The sequence below is a fragment of the Paenibacillus sp. FSL P4-0338 genome (assembly GCF_038002365.1).
In the GTDB taxonomy this organism is placed as follows: Bacteria; Bacillota; Bacilli; order Paenibacillales; family Paenibacillaceae; genus Paenibacillus_AQ.
Window position 1 is genome coordinate 4,466,956 of sequence record NZ_JBBOCG010000001.1, and the last position, 14,711, is coordinate 4,481,666.

Genomic DNA, 14,711 nt, shown 5'->3' on the forward strand with positions numbered 1-14,711 from the left:
TAGCTCTTCACCGCATCTCAGCGGCGACCTTCATAATATATCATAGTGTTAAGTTGTTTGGCAAGCTTTTTTTGAAAAAATTATTTTTCATTATTTCTTGCCTGCGTCTTCTCTTTAAACATTCAAAAGGAGCGCGAGATATAATGTATCATGTCGGCTCCCTTTTCGTCAAGCTATTCCATTCATTTTATTTATTCCGTTTATCAGCCCGCTCCAAACCTAATGCTTGAACTGAGAAGAACGTCCACCCCACGCATACTTAGACAGCTCTTTCTGTGGAGCAAATCGTGCATACATACGGAAAACTGTTTTATATCGATTGGCAATCGCATGCCTAATGTTCTGATCTAAACGCTGGTCACTCATATCCAGTAGCATCTCATCCAGCTCTTTGCGCAAAACATAGTCCAGCTCCTTGCATTCCTTCTCATTGAATAACATTCCGAGCATATGCTTGGCCTCCTTCATGAAATTCATAGTTATCCAAAATCATCAAACGCCGTTTCATCTCACTCAAAAGCCATTTGATGCGGGAAGCTCTATTGAAGTGCTTACACTAAATTAACCGGAGTATTGAACCTATAACCATTATCATAAGAAAATCCCATTCATGGACTCTCTTTATTTAACCTGGCAGCTGATCCAAATGTTTCGGCTTTACTGTTATGCACAATTCCCCAGGATTTTATGATAAAAGCCAAAATGTAATTGTGCTCTCGATGATTGCCGCAACAAATAACAGAATCACGATCCAGACTGAAGCGGTGAAGGTCTGCCGCATAAAGGCCTGCCAGTTCACTGCCCTTTCTCCGCTCCGCTTCATCGCTCCAAAGAGTGCAGAGAGCACATTACTGCCGAACTTCAGCCCAAAGGCGCAGGCAATGATGATGGCTGGAATCTCAATAATGCCGTGCGGCAGCAGCCCTTTTACAATAAGCGTGAACAGATCCTGTCCCTGTATCGCGGACAAATGAATCAGATAGCCGATAACGGCACCGTTGATCAACAGAAAGAACGCAGGCAAGAGGCCGAATAAGGCACCCAGATAAATGATGACTACGCTTTTGATGCTATTGTTCAAAAAAATGAATACAAAAAAGCTCCACTGCGGATTGGACGACTCTCTAAGGTTCCCGCTAATCTTACTGATCCCCTTCAATTGCTCATTCAGCAGCTGCTGAAGACTACCAGTGCCGACCCAGCCCAATATCCCCCCCGCTATGAACAGGATTGTGGCCATTAGGAGCGCGGTGCGAATCGTCCTTAGATCCTTGATAAATGTATTAAAAGATAACATGCGTACCTCCTGATTTGGATTCTGCCGAATTGCAATTCGTATGGATTGATTCATATCTGAGGTCATAAGCGCCCTGTACGAGCATACATTTAGAACAAACAAGCATTTCGCATGGGAGAGGAGCGCTGACATTATGAATTCTTTTTATGTATTTAGCGGCAAAAAGATCAAACGGTTTCTGTACATTTTTGCTGCTGCGCTTCTTACCGCCGGCGTTGTCTATGTGGAGAGGGGCAATATCACCGTATTCTCTGAAGCTGCCCCTTCTGCCATTTACAGTGTGCCGACGGAAAAGAAGCTGATCGCCTTAACCTTCGATATCAGTTGGGGAGAGAAACGGCCTGAGCCGATTCTGAAGGTGCTGGAAGACAAAAAGGTGGATAAAGCGACATTCTTCCTGTCCTCACCTTGGAGCAAAACCCATCCTGAGATCGTTACAAGCATCAAAGACGCCGGGTTTGAGATTGGCAGCCACGGTCACAAGCATGTGAACTACAGTACACTAAGCAATGATGAAATCCGCACGCAGATCAGTACGGCCCATACAGTATTGACGGAGCTAACCGGTTCTCAGCCCAACCTGATCAGAATGCCTAACGGTGATTTTGACAAAAGAGTCCTGCAGGTGGCAACCGATCTCGGCTATAAAGTCATTCAATGGGACACGGACTCACTGGACTGGAAGAACATCGGTGTAGATAACATCGTTAACCGTGTAACGAGCAAAGCCCATCCTGGAGATATTGTGCTGCTGCATGCCAGCGACTCCTGCAAACAAACGCATGAAGCCCTGCCTCAGATTATTGATAAGCTGCGCAGCCAGGGGTATGAGTTCGTAACCGTCTCGGAGCTAATTAGCCAAAGTAGTGCAAACGGCAAGGAAGTCCGCGATTCCGCCTTGTTGGATAATGGCCTGGAAGACGCTGCAGGAATGTAACTCCCTTACCACTGCATGGCATCAGTGACGCGGTGAGATCAGCTGTGAAATATCTGGCGTCGGTGTATTCAGCTTCGGGTAGCTCAGGTCAAGCCCCTCCAGCGTTTTGACAACAATCTTGAGGGCCAGATAGTTGCGGTACCAGCGGTGATTCGCCGGAATCCAATACCACGGAGCCTTATCTATACTGCTCTCCTGGAAAACATCCTCATACGCCTTCTGATAATCGTCCCAGTATTCCCGTTCCTGCAGATCACTGGCATCGAATTTCCAGTGCTTCGCCGGATCTTCAAGCCGCTCCTTAATCTTCTCCAGCTGCTTCTCCTTGGAGATATGCAGAAAGAGCTTAATGACCGTCGTTCCCTCTTCCGCCAGCATCTCCTCGAACTGGCGGATGTAGCGGAACCGCCGCTTGGCATCCTCCTTGCTAAGACCGCCATGCACGCGGGGCACCAGCACATCCTCATAATGCGAACGGTTGAATGCGGCAATATAGCCTTTAGGCGGGGTCTTCATATGGACTCTCCACAGGAAATCGTGCGCTTCCTCCTCCAGAGAGGGCTTCTTGAAGCTGGTTACGATGAACCCTTGCGGATTGATGCCGGAGAAGATGTGTTTGACGGTTCCGTCCTTGCCGCTTGAATCCATTCCTTGAAGGATAACCAGCAGCGAATGCTTTTTCTGTGCAAAAAGGATATCCTGCAGTTTGACCAGCCGTTCCTTCAGCTTCTCCATTTTGGCTTCGGCTTCTTCTTTGGATTTGAAGTCTCCACGTTCATTAGGATCGAGGTCCTTCAGGCGTGTTTCACTTGTGTCTTTTATCATATAGCGCTTGATGTTCATATATTCCCTCCTCCACTCTGTTCTTTAAGATTAACCTCTTCATCTTCATTCTAACCGCTCCCTACAGGCAATGCCAAAACCCCGTCTCCCTGGTTCTATACACAGGGGCGGGGTTTTGAGCATGATTGCTATAGTCAGATTGAGGCCAGCTTAAGTACACGGTGCAGCATCAGAATCTGGAAGGCATTACAGGCGACAAGCGGTACAAGAATAAAGATGGTGGCGCTGTCCACGCCGATCCGCAGCACACCGATAATCTCCACTATAGTGATGGCTGTCATGAAGAAAAAGGTCGGGACCCAGGCTGACGCGTTCGTACTGCGTATTTTGAGCCAAGATACAATAAGAGCAGTGAACAAAATAGCTACGCCTAGCGTCAAATCCGTCCGGGCGCTCTGGTCTCCGCTGACAAAGGTGCGCAGAAACATCAGCTCAAACAGCGCCAGCACGGCCAACACCAGTTGTATGTAACGCCACGCCTTGCGCGGGAACACCCCGATGCCCGTATAGTTGAGGATCAGATATGCAAAAAATCCGAGCTGGGCGTATACGCTTACAAGCACTCCGTAGCCCAAAAGAATCAGGGAGTACAGGAGAAGATCGGCAGTGCCTTTAAACTCTATACCGCCATTCCCTATCTGCAGAGCAAGTCCAGCAATGACAGCCCCGCCTGCACCAATCAAAAGCGTGGTCCAGAACAAATAAAACCATTTTCTCAAGCTCAGCGCTTTCACCTCCCCGTGTCAGATTTATTTTACCAAGGTTACCGTCAAAAAACCATTCCGCTTCAACATAAATGTTCCCTGGCGCGGCATACTACAAGCAGTAATTCTATAAAGGAGGGCAGCGCCAATGAAATGGAGGGCTATCTGGTCTGGAGGCTTGACACTTGGCTTGATGATCACCTTGACGGCCTGCGGGGGCGAACAGAGCAGTTCTTCTTCGGGACAAGGCGGATATAAGGAAATGAAGACGATGGTTGTTGATATATTAAAAAGCGATGAAGGGAAAAAGGCTGTAGAGGAGGCCTTGTCTACTCCAAGCTCAGAGGGGGGCAGCGCCGCCAGCGGCCTAAGCATGAAGATGATGCCTATGCAGACAACTGAGGAGATCCGGATCGCTGTTAAAGATACCCTCACCGCACCGGAGTATCAGAAGGAAATCGAAAAAATCATGACTGACCCGCAGTTTGCCGGAGATTTTGCCAAAGCGATTAACAAAGAGAGTAAGGAACTTCATCTTCAATTAATCAAAGACCCCACTTATCAGAAGTCAGTTGGAGAAATTATGAAGTCGCCCGAGATGACGAAAATGTTCCTCGACCTTACCAAGACTCCGGATTACCGCAAGCAGTCCATGACGATTATGCAGGAGGCCATGCAGAACCCGCTATTCCGTATGGAAGTACTTACTCTTCTCAAATCCGTGGTCCAGGATGAATTGCAGCCCAAGGTTGAGAAAAAAGATGCAGGGAAAGGCGGCGGGGAGGACAAGCAGGGCGGGGACAGTCAGAAGCAGGATGGCGGAGACGACTCCGGTTCGGGTTCTTAACTAAAATAAGGCCTTGCCCCGTGGAAGGGACATGGCCTTATTTGTTTATGTGCTAGCAAGGTCAAAGGGTGATTATTGCTCGTACTTGGCAATCAGCTTGTCTGCAATGTCTGCAAACAGTACTCCGGTAGCCGTATCCGCCTTATATACTGACGGTGAGAAGTCCGGCTCGGAAATATGGTTGTCCGGGGCACCCAGCGGTACTTGGGCCAGCAGCTCTGTATGCAGCGTTTCCGCCAGGCGGGCTCCGCCGCCTCTGCCGAAGATGTAATCCTTTTTGCCGCAGGAAGAGCATTCGTAGTACGCCATATTCTCAATGACGCCAAGAATCTCATGCTCGGTCTGCAGTGCCATAGAGCCCGCCCTCGCCGCCACAAAGGCAGCTGTAGCATGCGGGGTAGTGACAATGATCTCCTTGCTGTGCGGCAGCATCTGGTGGACATCTAGGGCCACATCACCCGTACCTGGCGGCAGATCCAGCAGCAGGTAATCCAGCTCTCCCCAGCCGACATCACTGAAGAACTGGCGCAGCATTTTGCCAAGCATGGGTCCTCTCCAGATGACCGGACTATTCTCCCGGATGAAGAAGCCCATCGACATGACCTTCACGCCGAAGCGCTCTACCGGAATAATCGTTCCTTCTTCCACAATCGGCCCTTCTTCAATTCCCATCATGTCCGGGATGCTGAAGCCGTAAATATCTGCATCGATCAGGCCGACTCTCTTACCCTTGCGGGCCAGCGCCACCGCCAGATTCACGGTTACTGTTGATTTCCCGACCCCGCCCTTGCCGCTGGCGATCGCGATGAAGTTCACCCCTGAGTTCTCGTTAATCAGCTCATGCCCCTCAAGACCCGCTGCGTGTCCTTTGAGCTTCCCCTCTTGATCTGAATCCGGCTCGTCCCCGCCGCCTTCTCCGCGAAGCGTAGCCCGTTCATAGTCGGTGGCATCACGCAGGCGGATATGAATCTGTTCTGCCCCGCCCTCCGTAAGGAGATCACGAACCTTCTGTTCCAGCTCCATCCGCTTCTTCTCGTCCGAATCCAGACATACGATGGATAACGAAATACGGTCCTCCTTGATCATGATATCGCGGATTAACTGTAAATCGATCAGGCTTTTTCCGGATTCCGGGTCTGTAAGCGGCTGTAAAAGTTCCTGAATTTGTTCCCTGGTCTGCATGGAAAGCACCTCTGTTCCTATCCGGCGGTAAGCCCCGGTATTTGTACCCATTATAGCATTACCCCCGGAGGGAAGAGTAGTCCCCCCTATGCCTCTATGGCTTCTCGGAGCTGTACCGCAGGATGCCCCGGTAGATGCTGGTCGCCACCTTCCGCTGGTACAGATCATCCCCAAGGAGCAAGGACTCCTGAGGGTGTGACAGGAAGCCTACCTCAACGAGCACGGACGGCATCTTTAACACCTTTAACAAATAAATGGTACTCGCTGTCTTCGCCACACGGTCCGTATTCTCAAGTGTAGCCCTCAGCTCATCCTGTACCAGCCCGGCCAAGGCCTTGTTCCCATCGTTGCTTGGATAATAGAAGGTCTGAGCCCCGCTCCAGCGGTTGGAAGGAATACTGTTCATATGTACGCTGACAAACAGATCTGCCCCCTTCTCTTCAATGCTCCGCACCCGCTGCTTGAGATCCTCCGTCTTGCGCCTTGCGTATCCCTTGGTACTGCCTTGGGCCAGATCATAATCCCCTTCACGGGTCATCACCACAATCGCCCCAGCCTGCTGCAAATAATCGCGCAAGTACAGCGACACGGAGAGATTGATATCCTTCTCAATCAGGCCTGAGCGGCTCACTGCTCCCCCATCCGGTCCCCCGTGACCTGCATCAATGGCAATCACCTTGCCGGAGAGCGGCAAGCTCCAATAATTGACCGTCTTGGCAGTCGGCATGTCGTAGGCGATGATTCCGATCATTATAGTGAGCAGCACAGCGGCCAGGATACTTTTTTTGATGCCGCGCCAAGAGATCCAGACCGAGACTTTACGCTTCTGCCCTCCAGACATAACAAAGACCCCCTCGTCCCGATAGATTCTACTCATCTATATGGGACAAGAGGGCCAAATAGTACCGGCTGTTTAGGAGTTTACAGAGACTTCCGGTGACATTCCTTCAATCAGAATTTGCGCCACCTCGGGGCGTGTGAACTCAGGAGGCGGACATTGTCCGTCACGCAGCAGTGCCCGTACCTTCGTACCCGAAAGCGTCAGGTGCTGGTCGGCCGGGTGCGGACAGGTTTTGCTGGAGGCCATATTGCCGCACTTCACACAGAAGAAGCTATGTTCGAAGAATAGCGGTGTAATCCCAAGCTCCTCGGCGGTGAAGTTAGCAAAGATCTCCTGCGCTTCATACGTACCGTAATAATCTCCCACACCTGCATGATCACGCCCGACAATGAAGTGTGTACAGCCGTAATTCTTACGCACCATGGCATGGAAGATGGCTTCACGCGGGCCCGCATAACGCATTGCTGCCGGGAAGACGCCTAGGAAAGTACGGTTCTCCGGATAATAATTCTCCAACAAGGCCAGATAACTCTTCATCCGCACGTTGGCCGGGACATCATCCGACTTGGTCTCACCTACCAGGGGATTGAGGAACAGGGCGTCTACAACCTCCATAGCGCATTTCTGGATATACTCATGGGCACGATGTACCGGGTTACGCGTCTGGAAGCCTACAACCGTTCTCCAGCCCTTATCTGCGAAGATCCGACGGGTCTCGGCGGGGTCAAAATAGAATTCAGCGAATTTCTCCGGCTGCGGGCGGTTCAGTACCGTTATAGGTCCGCCTACATAGGTCGCCGGCCGGGACAGCAGTTTGCTGACTCCGGGATGTGCGGGATCGGTTGTTTTGAACACATTCTGCGCTTCAACCTGCTGATCGACCGTATAAATACTCTCAATATCCAGCAAACCGTAGATAACACCGTCGTCTTCACCGATTAGAGAAACCCTGTCGCCTGTCTTAAGAGTTGCCGCAAGCTCGTCACCGACAGCCAGTGTAACCGGTATACTCCATACCGTACCGTTAGCCAGCCGCATATTGCTCACTACCGAGTGATAATCCTCTTCGTTCAAGAATCCGGTGAGCGGTGATAAGGCACCTACACCAATTAAATCCAAATCAGATAAGGTCCAAGTATTAAGGGCAATCGATTGATGGGCTAAAGCTTGCTTCAGCAGTTCTTCTCTCTCTTTTCCGTCTGCGATACGCCGGATCAGTGTTCCTCCATGAGGAAGTATTGAAGTCATCCCTATTCTCTCCTCCTGTGCAGTGCCTGTGCACTGCTGTATACAGTGCTGGTAACTTAGTGCGGATAAATTAGTGATTAGTGATCATATCTGGGCGAAACTTATTTAAGCGTATCTTATTTGTGCAATCCACATTCTGTCTTGTCCGAACCGGACCATCTGCCGGCACGCGGATCTTCACCAGGCATAACAGCCCGGGTGCATTGCTCACAGCCGATACTCGGGAAATTGCGGTCATGCAGCGGATTGTAGATTACATCATTCTCACGGATATAATTCCACACATCCTCAGTAGTCCAGTTCGCAATCGGATTGAATTTGACCAGCCCGAACTTATTATCATATTCTATCTTCTTCGAATTGGCTCGGGTAGGAGCCTGGTCCCGGCGAATTCCGGTAATCCAGGCGTCGTATTGTGAGAGAATACGGGTTAGCGGTTCAACCTTACGAATCGCGCAGCACTGGTTAGGGTCTGTATTCCATAGTGCCTCCCCATACTGCAAGGCTTGCTCCTCCACCGTAATCTGCGGAGACACCCGGACGAATTCCATCCCGTACTTGTCAGCCATAATATCTCTAGTCTCATAGGTTTCCTTGAAATGATAATCCGTATCTAAATAGAACACATCTGTCGATGGACTCACCTTCTGAATCATATCCACCAGCACCACATCCTCCGCCCCGAAGCTGCAGGCAAAGGTTATATTCGGAAAGGTCTCCACCGCCCAGCGGATAATCTCTTCCGGAGCAGCATGCTCCAGCTCTTCCGCCTTCACTTTGATTAAATCCTCTTTCTCGAGCAGGTTCATCTAAGTTTCCTCCATCCGGATATCGTCAAGATCGAAACCTAAGAGGTTAATCCCGACTAATTCTATAAGATATAGTATATCCGTTTGAGCAGCGAAGTCAATGGGTTTTGTTCAATTTGGAATAAAGTATCGTAAATACTTGGATATCAGGAGAATAACAAAAAAAGCTCCCGACCATAAAGGCCAGGAGCTTCCATTCCTTGAGAACAAGGGATCTTAACGTTTCGAGAACTGTGGAGCGCGACGAGCAGCTTTGAGGCCGTATTTCTTACGTTCCTTCATACGTGGGTCACGTGTCAGGAATCCGGCTTTCTTCAGCGTACCGCGATATTCAGGGTCTACTTTGAGCAATGCACGGGAAATCCCGTGACGGATTGCGCCAGCTTGACCGGAAATGCCGCCACCATGTGCAAGTACGATTACATCGTAGCTGCCCAGAGTTTCAGTCAGGTTCAAAGGTTGTCTTACGATCATTTTCAGTGTTTCAACACCGAAATATTCGTCCATCTCACGTTTGTTAATGACAATGCGTCCTTCACCCGGTACAAGGCGAACACGTGCTACCGAATGTTTACGACGACCTGTCCCATAGTATTGTACTTGTGCCATGAAACTGTCCTCCTTTATTCTTATCCGCGAAGTTCGTAAACTTCAGGTTTTTGTGCTGCATGTGGATGTTCAGCGCCTGCATATACTTTAAGTCTCAGTTTCATGTGATTACCTTGACGAGTCTTAGGAATCATGCCATGAACTGCGAATTCAATCATACGCTCAGGTTTGGTCTTGATCAGGTCTTCAGCAACAGTAACCTTCAAGCCGCCTGGGTGCATCGAGTGACGGTAGTATTTCTTGTTTTGCATTTTCTTACCTGTGAGGTGAATCTTCTCAGCGTTGATAACAATTACGAAATCACCAGTATCAACGTGTGGAGTGAATTGCGGTTTGTGTTTGCCGCGGATCAGAGCAGCGGCTTCGCTTGCCAAACGGCCAAGTGTTTTGCCTTCGGCATCAATGATGTGCCAATTGCGTTCAACTTCGTTCGGCTTCGCCATGTAGGTGGTGCGCATGAATGTTTCCTCCTTGTTCTCGTACGAAAATCATCTGTTTCGTATATCTTGTTTCGCGATTGAATTACAATTTAGTGAGTTAAAAAACTTATTTATTGGCATTTCCTTGATCGGGGCTGTGGGATAGCCATCAAGAAAACACAACTTTTATATTACAGTATAAACATGACAAGCGCAAGCGATTTTTAAACATTCAGTACTAATTTTCATAAAAAAATATAGTACCGGCCGTTCAGTCCTACATCTCGTCATATTCCACACTCCAGAGTGCCAGCCCCTTAGACACAGCCGTAGGTCCGGCCGCTGCACGATCACAAGCCGCGAGAATTGCAGGCATTCTATCTGCGCTGATTTTACCTTGCCCCACCTGCATCAGCGTCCCCATAATAATGCGTACCATATGCTGCAGAAAGCCACTGCCTGTAATATAGGTATGGATTACTCCCTGGTCAGGAGAGCCCGGGCGGCACATGCTGCGGTCTACCTCAAGATAAGCCTCGTAAATAGTCCGCACATGAGAAGTCTTGGTGGACTTCCTGGAGGCAAACGAGGTGTAATCATGGGTACCCAGCAGCGAGCTTAGCCCCATCTCCATCGCAGGAACGTTCAGCTTCATCGGATGATGATGCTGCCAGCGCCGCTGGAACGGGTCCGGGAATCGGTTGCCGTTAATCGTGTACCGGTAGGTTTTACGCTTCGCCCCTCTACGGGAGTGGAACGAGAGCGGAACTTCAGCGGCCTCTGTAACCACGATGTCCTGCGGCAGCCTGGCATTCAGAGCCAGACACCAGCGCTCCAGTGGAATCTGGGAGGAGGTTATGAAGTTAAAAGGTTGGCCATAAGCGTGCACCCCCGCATCAGTCCGTCCTGAGCCCGTGATTTTGAGCGTCTCACCGGTCAGATGCTGAATAGCATGCTCCAGCTTGTCCTGAATCGTATTGCCCTGAGGCTGGGTCTGAAAGCCATCATAATGGGTACCGTCATAATTGACTTTCATCAATAGATTGCGCATTTCATTCTCCTGTTGGTCCATATACTTAATTTATTCTCAAAAAAAAGAGCCCCGGCGGGAGCTCCTTCTACTCTATACAAGGTGATTCCCGCGGTTATTTGCACGGCAGGGTAATATGCCCTGCAGTACAATAACGTTAAATACGTAAAGCGTACATCCGGAAATCATGGCTTGTGAAACTACGCGCGGTCTACCAGTTCAAGATAAACCATAGGCGCAGCATCGCCACGGCGAGGTCCCAGCTTCAGGATACGAGTGTATCCGCCTGGACGCTCTGTGTAACGAGGAGCAATATCAGAGAATAATTTTTGGATTGCGTCTTGTTCACCATCTACAGTCTCACGACGAACAAATGCAGCTACTTGACGGCGAGCATGAAGATCGCCCTTTTTCGCTTTAGTGATCAGTTTCTCAGCGATGGAACGAACTTCCTTCGCTTTGGCTTCTGTTGTCTGAATACGTTCGTATAGGAACAGATCCGTTACCATATCGCGGAACAAAGCTTTACGCGCGCTGGAATCACGGCCCAATTTTTGGTATGCCATTTGTTTTCCCTCCTTCACTCAAGTCTCAAGAACTCCGGGGTCCTATTCTTCTGTACGAAGTCCTAAACCAAGTTCCTCAAGCTTCTCTTGAACCTCTTCCAAAGATTTGCGGCCCAAGTTACGAACCTTCATCATATCTTCTTCAGTTTTCGTAGTCAGCTCTTGCACGGTATTAATACCGGCACGTTTGAGGCAGTTATAGGAACGGACAGAAAGATCAAGCTCCTCGATAGTCATCTCAAGTACTTTTTCTTTTTTGTCTTCTTCTTTTTCAACCATAATTTCGGCGTCTTTCGCTTCATCCGTAAGTCCTACGAACAGAACGAGGTGCTCGTTCAAAATTTTGGCTCCAAGGCTAACGGCTTCTTCCGGTCGGATACTGCCATCTGTCCAAATTTCCAGCGTCAACTTGTCGTAGTTAGTCACTTGACCAACACGGGTATTATCAATACCGTAATTCACACGTGAAATAGGAGTGTAGATAGAGTCAACTGGAATTACACCAATTGGCTGATCGTCGCGTTTGTTCCGGTCCGCTTGGACGTAGCCGCGACCACGGCCTGCAAAAATGCGCATGTGCAGTCTCGCGCCAGGTCCCAGCGTTGCAATATGAAGATCCGGGTTCAGGATCTCAACATCGCTGTCCGCACGGATATCACCTGCGGTAACGATGCCTTCTCCTTCAGCATCAATCTCGAACACTTTCTCTTCATCCGAATGAATCTTCAGAGAAAGAGCTTTAAGGTTCAGGATGATTTCCGTCACATCTTCCATTACGCCGGGAACGGTCGAGAACTCATGCAGAACGCCGTCAATTTGGACCGAAGTCACTGCGGCTCCCGGAAGGGAGGAAAGCAGAATCCGGCGAAGCGAGTTCCCCAGAGTCGTGCCATATCCACGTTCCAGCGGTTCAACTACGAATTTCCCATAGGTCCCATCATCATTGGCTTCTACGGTCTCAATCTTCGGCTTTTCGATTTCTATCACGAGTGTACCCCTCCTTCAAACGTCGCTCCTATATGAAACAGTCACCCCATCAGGTGTATCATGTAGTATGCCTAAACACCTATTATTAGCAGATGCGTCAGAATTATACCACAATCACAATTCTGATTGTACTAAACGCGGCGACGCTTCGGCGGACGGCATCCATTGTGAGGAACTGGAGTAACGTCTTTAATGAGGTTTACTTCAAGACCAGCGGCCTGAAGGGAACGGATGGCTGCTTCGCGGCCCGCGCCCGGTCCTTTAACCATAACTTCAACGGACTTCATGCCGTGTTCCATAGCTGCCTTAGCAGCTGTTTCGGCTGCCATTTGCGCTGCAAATGGAGTCGATTTACGGGAACCTTTGAATCCTTGACCACCGGAGCTTGCCCAGGAAATTGCATTTCCGTGGGGATCCGTGATCGTAACGATAGTGTTATTGAACGTGGAACGGATATGTGCCACGCCAGACTCGATATTTTTCCGGTCGCGACGTTTCGTACGTACGACTTTTTTCGGTTTAGCCATTGTCTCTTATCACCTCTTCTTATTTCTTTTTGTTTGCTACAGTACGACGCGGGCCTTTACGGGTACGAGCATTGGTTTTGGTACGTTGACCGCGAACAGGCAATCCACGACGGTGACGAACACCGCGGTAACAGCCGATCTCAGTAAGACGCTTAATATTCAAGGAAATTTCACGACGAAGGTCACCTTCAACCTTAACCTCTTTGTCGATCGTTTCACGCAGTTTGCTGACTTCATCTTCCGTCAAATCACGGACACGTGTGTTAACGTCAATGCCTGTTCCATTAAGAATTTTCTGGGAAGTCGTTTTACCGATTCCGAAAATATAAGTCAAGGCGATCTCAACGCGCTTATCACGTGGCAAATCCACTCCAGCTATACGAGCCATTTTACGCTACACCCCCTTCTTAACCTTGTTTTTGTTTGTGTTTCGGATTTTCGCAAATTACCATAACAGTCCCTTTGCGGCGGATGACTTTGCATTTTTCGCACATGGGCTTTACAGAAGGTCTTACCTTCATGTTAATTACCTCCTCAAAGTTTTGCGAAGCAAAACTTTTGTTGTAGTTCCCATCTATTTCCGGTAAGTTATACGGCCTTTTGATAGATCATAAGGCGATAACTGCACGACCACTTTGTCTCCGGTTAGAATACGGATAAAGTGCATCCGCAATTTCCCGGACACATGGGCAAGTATTTGATGACCGTTCTCAAGCTCAACCTTAAAAGTTGCGTTAGGCAACGGCTCAATAACCGTTCCTTCTACCTCAATGACGTCTTCCTTAGCCACAGTTAGTCTCCTTTCTCATTAGCACTTTGTCCAGGGGGCTCGCCATACTTCATCACTGCAAACCGCAGCTTTCCGTTGGTGACCCGGCCGGTTTCTTCCAAACTGTCTACAATCTCACTGCTGATGAAGGGTATGAGCTCCAGGTGCTGAATATTCTTCTTCTTTGGGCTGTCAAACTTACGTTTGTCCCCATCAGCAATATATACAAATCTGCTATCCACAACTGCGATAACAACGGCAGCCTCTCCGGCATCCTTGCCTTTGAGAATCCTCACAATTTGACCAATCTGCGGGCTGCTCCCAGTATTCACGTGAAGATCACCTACGCATTCAGTTTTGTGAAAATCTCCATGCCGTCCGGTGTAACTGCTACTGTATGCTCGAAATGAGCACACAGTGAACCGTCTACCGTAACGACCGTCCAGTTATCATCCAGCGTTCTGACATAACGTTCTCCCGCGTTAACCATCGGCTCAATGGCGAGTACCATACCCGGCTTTAGACGTGGTCCACGGTCCGCTATGCCATAGTTCGGAATTTGCGGTTCTTCATGCAGTTCTGCCCCAATGCCATGACCAACATACTCGCGGACAACGGAGAACCCGGCGTCTTCAATGTATGCTTGAATTGCATGGGAGATTGTAAACAAGCGCACATCCGGTTTGACTAACGCCAGTCCAGCGTACAGGGAGCCTTCCGTGACATCCAGCAGATGCTGAGCCTCTTCGGAAATGCTGCCCACCCCGTAAGTCCAGGCGGAATCACCGTGATAACCACGGTACTCTGCACCGATATCCAGCGTAACGATGTCGCCTTCTACCAGTTTGCGTTTCCCTGGAAATCCATGCACCAATTGTTCGTTGACTGAAGCGCAAATGCTGGCAGGAAAACCGTTGTAGCCTTTGAAAGACGGCACAGCACCCTGACTGCGAATGTACCCATCGGCGATTCTGTCGAGCTCACCGGTAGTAATGCCTGGCTGGATAGCTTCAGCAATAAGACGGTGACTCTCGGCAACAATTCGACCAGCTTCCCTCATAAAGACAAGTTCCTGTTCGGATTTGCAAATGATCAT

General features: G+C 49.4%; 21 protein-coding genes. 2 read left to right on the forward strand and 19 right to left on the reverse strand.

Going from position 1 to position 14,711, the window contains the following annotated elements; translation table 11 throughout:
- Positions 1–219 precede the first annotated feature (219 nt).
- The gene (locus MKZ07_RS19555) at positions 220–450 is read right to left on the reverse strand and encodes a hypothetical protein (protein ID WP_036692450.1); all 231 of its coding nucleotides are present in this window, start codon (positions 448–450) and stop codon (positions 220–222) included.
- A 235-nt stretch (positions 451–685) separates the two neighbouring features.
- Positions 686–1,297, reverse strand: coding sequence for a stage II sporulation protein M (locus MKZ07_RS19560; RefSeq protein ID WP_036692448.1), 612 nt, complete (start codon positions 1,295–1,297; stop codon positions 686–688).
- Between the two features lie 133 nt (positions 1,298–1,430).
- Between MKZ07_RS19560 and pdaB the strand changes: the two genes are divergently transcribed.
- Positions 1,431–2,234, forward strand: a complete 804-nt coding sequence (pdaB, locus tag MKZ07_RS19565) for a polysaccharide deacetylase family sporulation protein PdaB (protein WP_036692446.1) — start codon at positions 1,431–1,433, stop codon at positions 2,232–2,234.
- 21 nt (positions 2,235–2,255) lie between these two features.
- Here pdaB and MKZ07_RS19570 read toward each other — a convergent pair whose 3' ends face one another.
- Positions 2,256–3,077 (reverse strand): PPK2 family polyphosphate kinase, encoded by an 822-nt coding sequence (locus tag MKZ07_RS19570; protein WP_036692444.1) that lies wholly within the window; start codon positions 3,075–3,077, stop codon positions 2,256–2,258.
- Between the two features lie 134 nt (positions 3,078–3,211).
- Entirely contained in the window at positions 3,212–3,802 is a 591-nt protein-coding gene (locus MKZ07_RS19575) for a KinB-signaling pathway activation protein (RefSeq protein ID WP_036692457.1), read from the reverse strand.
- A gap of 127 nt (positions 3,803–3,929) precedes the next feature.
- On the opposite strand from MKZ07_RS19575, the gene gerD reads away from it, so the two are divergent.
- The gene (gerD, locus tag MKZ07_RS19580; protein ID WP_051493272.1) at positions 3,930–4,628 is read left to right on the forward strand and encodes a spore germination lipoprotein GerD; all 699 of its coding nucleotides are present in this window, start codon (positions 3,930–3,932) and stop codon (positions 4,626–4,628) included.
- Positions 4,629–4,700: 72 nt separating this feature from the next.
- Here gerD and MKZ07_RS19585 read toward each other — a convergent pair whose 3' ends face one another.
- The 15 genes from MKZ07_RS19585 to map all read right to left on the reverse strand — a co-directional run bounded on the left by MKZ07_RS19585 (position 4,701) and on the right by map (position 14,711).
- On the reverse strand, positions 4,701–5,810 hold the full coding sequence (locus tag MKZ07_RS19585; RefSeq protein WP_036692453.1) for an Mrp/NBP35 family ATP-binding protein: 1,110 nt from the start codon (positions 5,808–5,810) through the stop codon (positions 4,701–4,703).
- Between the two features lie 94 nt (positions 5,811–5,904).
- On the reverse strand, positions 5,905–6,651 hold the full coding sequence (gene cwlD / locus MKZ07_RS19590; protein ID WP_036692442.1) for an N-acetylmuramoyl-L-alanine amidase CwlD: 747 nt from the start codon (positions 6,649–6,651) through the stop codon (positions 5,905–5,907).
- Between the two features lie 72 nt (positions 6,652–6,723).
- Complete coding sequence (gene sat, locus MKZ07_RS19595) at positions 6,724–7,899, reverse strand: sulfate adenylyltransferase (RefSeq protein WP_036692439.1); 1,176 nt, start codon at positions 7,897–7,899, stop codon at positions 6,724–6,726.
- A 116-nt stretch (positions 7,900–8,015) separates the two neighbouring features.
- Positions 8,016–8,708, reverse strand: a complete 693-nt coding sequence (locus MKZ07_RS19600) for a phosphoadenylyl-sulfate reductase (protein WP_036692435.1) — start codon at positions 8,706–8,708, stop codon at positions 8,016–8,018.
- Positions 8,709–8,924: 216 nt separating this feature from the next.
- Entirely contained in the window at positions 8,925–9,317 is a 393-nt protein-coding gene (gene rpsI, locus MKZ07_RS19605) for a 30S ribosomal protein S9 (RefSeq protein WP_036692433.1), read from the reverse strand.
- A gap of 20 nt (positions 9,318–9,337) precedes the next feature.
- Positions 9,338–9,775 carry a 50S ribosomal protein L13 gene (gene rplM, locus MKZ07_RS19610; RefSeq protein WP_036692430.1) on the reverse strand — a complete coding sequence of 146 codons (438 nt, stop codon included), beginning with the start codon at positions 9,773–9,775 and terminating at the stop codon, positions 9,338–9,340.
- 238 nt (positions 9,776–10,013) lie between these two features.
- Complete coding sequence (gene truA, locus MKZ07_RS19615) at positions 10,014–10,787, reverse strand: tRNA pseudouridine(38-40) synthase TruA (RefSeq protein ID WP_036692427.1); 774 nt, start codon at positions 10,785–10,787, stop codon at positions 10,014–10,016.
- Between the two features lie 179 nt (positions 10,788–10,966).
- On the reverse strand, positions 10,967–11,332 hold the full coding sequence (gene rplQ / locus MKZ07_RS19620) for a 50S ribosomal protein L17 (RefSeq protein ID WP_019908254.1): 366 nt from the start codon (positions 11,330–11,332) through the stop codon (positions 10,967–10,969).
- Positions 11,333–11,374: 42 nt separating this feature from the next.
- Positions 11,375–12,319 carry a DNA-directed RNA polymerase subunit alpha gene (locus tag MKZ07_RS19625; RefSeq protein WP_036692422.1) on the reverse strand — a complete coding sequence of 315 codons (945 nt, stop codon included), beginning with the start codon at positions 12,317–12,319 and terminating at the stop codon, positions 11,375–11,377.
- A gap of 131 nt (positions 12,320–12,450) precedes the next feature.
- The gene (gene rpsK / locus MKZ07_RS19630) at positions 12,451–12,846 is read right to left on the reverse strand and encodes a 30S ribosomal protein S11 (protein WP_020427052.1); all 396 of its coding nucleotides are present in this window, start codon (positions 12,844–12,846) and stop codon (positions 12,451–12,453) included.
- A 19-nt stretch (positions 12,847–12,865) separates the two neighbouring features.
- The gene (rpsM, locus tag MKZ07_RS19635; protein ID WP_036692419.1) at positions 12,866–13,234 is read right to left on the reverse strand and encodes a 30S ribosomal protein S13; all 369 of its coding nucleotides are present in this window, start codon (positions 13,232–13,234) and stop codon (positions 12,866–12,868) included.
- Positions 13,235–13,253: 19 nt separating this feature from the next.
- The gene (gene rpmJ / locus MKZ07_RS19640; RefSeq protein ID WP_026688601.1) at positions 13,254–13,367 is read right to left on the reverse strand and encodes a 50S ribosomal protein L36; all 114 of its coding nucleotides are present in this window, start codon (positions 13,365–13,367) and stop codon (positions 13,254–13,256) included.
- Positions 13,368–13,420: 53 nt separating this feature from the next.
- Positions 13,421–13,636, reverse strand: coding sequence for a translation initiation factor IF-1 (gene infA / locus MKZ07_RS19645; RefSeq protein WP_018753971.1), 216 nt, complete (start codon positions 13,634–13,636; stop codon positions 13,421–13,423).
- Between the two features lie 2 nt (positions 13,637–13,638).
- Positions 13,639–13,947 (reverse strand): KOW domain-containing RNA-binding protein, encoded by a 309-nt coding sequence (locus MKZ07_RS19650; protein ID WP_036692417.1) that lies wholly within the window; start codon positions 13,945–13,947, stop codon positions 13,639–13,641.
- An 11-nt stretch (positions 13,948–13,958) separates the two neighbouring features.
- Positions 13,959–14,711 (reverse strand): type I methionyl aminopeptidase, encoded by a 753-nt coding sequence (gene map, locus MKZ07_RS19655; RefSeq protein ID WP_036692416.1) that lies wholly within the window; start codon positions 14,709–14,711, stop codon positions 13,959–13,961.